Source organism: Oceanobacillus profundus (genome assembly GCF_003515705.1).
Classification (GTDB): Bacteria; Bacillota; Bacilli; order Bacillales; family Amphibacillaceae; genus Oceanobacillus; species Oceanobacillus profundus.
The window spans coordinates 1-2,263 of sequence record NZ_QWEH01000043.1; the positions used below are offsets into that span (position 1 = coordinate 1).

The following is a 2,263-nucleotide window of genomic DNA, read 5'->3' on the forward strand; positions in this document are numbered from 1 at the left end:
TTTTATCTTCTCACCATGAGATGAAAAGTGTTATCCGGTATTAGCTCACGTTTCCGCGAGTTATCCCGATCTTACAGGCAGGTTGCCCACGTGTTACTCACCCGTCCGCCGCTCATTCCATAAACATTACCCCGAAGGGTTCTGTTTATTTCCTGCGCTCGACTTGCATGTATTAGGCACGCCGCCAGCGTTCGTCCTGAGCCAAGATCAAACTCTCCATAAAAGTTTGTGATACTTAGCTTTTGTAGAAGCTGACTTCTACTTGTTTTAAAAAGAAAAACGAGTTTCCTTTTTCTTGACATACTGGTTGTTTTGTTCAGTTTTCAAAGATCAATTTGTTATAATGTCGTTTTTTAGCGACGAGATATAATATAACATGGTATCAAATTGTTGTCAACATGTTTTTGCAAAAAAACTTTTTTCTGTTTTCCAGAAATTGTTTTATTAAGCGACAACAGAATTTAATATAGCATAATAAAAACAGTTGAGCAATAGGTAAAATAAAAAAACAATAATTATGATTAGTTTTTATTTTTAGTTTACATTATTGCCACAATAAATATTCATTCAGCATGACTTACACCCAGCGTCAACCTTATAAATGAATACTCCTCACATACTTAACGACGAGTTCAATGTGAGGAGCTTTACAATTACTGATTTTCTTGTCGCTTTGGCATGTATTTCACACATTCCTGTTCACTGGCTACACGACGAAGTAATTGAAAAAGATTACGGTATCTTTCTCTCATCGCCCGTTTAACCATATGATCAATTCTACTGTCCCCCATATCTAATAGTAACTCTTCAAGCTCTCTTTTTAATAAGTATTCAATCTCTTTTTGTTCCATTTCATTAATCAATAAGCCCAACATCTCATTCACCTCATAACCTCTCTACTATCTAGACAGCTTTGCAGCTGTGTCATCGTTCAATTACTACCATTCATCACTAAATCCCTTTGCCAAAAACATAACTTATTTTCAGAAAAGGTACATTACAACCATTCGTCGCTCAGAGTGAATTTTGTCGGTTGTTGTTATCTTCACCCGTATCAAGGCGGTATTTCTCGAACATCATCAAGCACGGTATCTTTTGTTAAACTTACTATTCCCCTATTTCCACTATTTTCATCCCTTTTTTTGCTAAATTCTTCAACTATCGATTTTCTTAGAAAGTGAAAATACATTCAGTTATGGGGTTCACTTCCTCCTTCACTGAACATAAGCCCCTTACAAACATTCACGTTTTATCTCTCTTATGCTTAATGGAGTTGTAGTACAGTTCGTTAATGCATAAGAAATCCTAAGGCTTGTTCATATTTCTCATCACTGCTCATAAACATAATAGTAAGAGTCAATGGAGAAAATGGAGGAGAAATTATGGATCATTTTTATGCTATCGGCTTAAGACGGCGGAAAAGCCTAATTATTATTATTGCGCTTGCACTTTTTACATCATTATTTATATGGACACAAAGGGATGCAGTTATTTCTGTTTTTTCTAATGAGAAACCAACCGCTCTTTCAAAGGGAAACGAAGATGAACCCGCTATCGCATTAACATTTAACATTAGTTGGGGCGAAGAAAGAGTATTGGACATTTTGGATCAGCTTAAAAATGAAAATGTACAAGCAACATTTTTTGTCAGTGGTGAATGGGCAGAACGTCATCCGAAAATACTGGAACAAATTTCAGAAGGTGAGCATGAGTTAGGAATGATGGGTTATCGATATAAAAGCTACCTGGATCAGGAAATTGAACAAGTAAGAAAGGATTTGCTTTATGCTCGTGATATTTTCAACAAACTCGGATATGAGGATGTTAACCTATTACGAACACCTAGTGGGCATTTCAATGAAGAAGTTATGGAGCTGGCAGAAAGTTTGGATTTTGAGGTGATTCATTGGAACATTAACCCGAATGATTGGGAAAACCCAGGAACTTCTGTAATTGTTGATAAGGTAATGAAAGATACAAGCAACGGGGATATTATCTTATTCCATGCTTCTGATGCCGCTAAACAAACAGCAGATGCTCTAAAAACGATTTTGCCTGGGTTAAAAAATAAAGGATTCCAGCCTGTAACAATTTCTGAATTAATCAACCAAGCACATGCTGAAACCAATCCAGTTGGGGTTTGTCAAATAAAGTGTGTAAGTCCCTCTTACTCAAGGTACTTTAACACTCTATCTTTTAGCTCAACTTGAAGAAGAAGTTGGTTCATAACCATTGCCCAGTTTTGGATATGACCACCCTCCCA

General features: G+C 36.4%; 2 protein-coding genes and 1 rRNA gene. 1 reads left to right on the forward strand and 2 read right to left on the reverse strand.

The genetic code is table 11. The features are described from left to right. Together D1B32_RS23410 and D1B32_RS23415 are read right to left on the reverse strand one after the other, a co-directional pair. Positions 1–223 (reverse strand): 16S ribosomal RNA (locus D1B32_RS23410); the annotation flags it as partial. Positions 224–653: 430 nt separating this feature from the next. Continuing rightward, positions 654–875 carry a hypothetical protein gene (locus D1B32_RS23415; protein WP_095313377.1) on the reverse strand — a complete coding sequence of 74 codons (222 nt, stop codon included), beginning with the start codon at positions 873–875 and terminating at the stop codon, positions 654–656. A 507-nt stretch (positions 876–1,382) separates the two neighbouring features. On the opposite strand from D1B32_RS23415, the gene pdaB reads away from it, so the two are divergent. After that, positions 1,383–2,210 (forward strand): polysaccharide deacetylase family sporulation protein PdaB, encoded by an 828-nt coding sequence (gene pdaB, locus D1B32_RS23420; RefSeq protein WP_118890502.1) that lies wholly within the window; start codon positions 1,383–1,385, stop codon positions 2,208–2,210. Positions 2,211–2,263: the final 53 nt, after the last annotated feature.

Excerpts from the sequence above, each read along its gene's own strand:
- pdaB (WP_118890502.1), top strand. The coding sequence starts at position 1,383 with ATGGATCATTTTTATGCTATCGGCTTAAGACGGCGGAAAAGCCTAATT.
- D1B32_RS23415 (WP_095313377.1), bottom strand. The coding sequence starts at position 875 with ATGTTGGGCTTATTGATTAATGAAATGGAACAAAAAGAGATTGAATAC.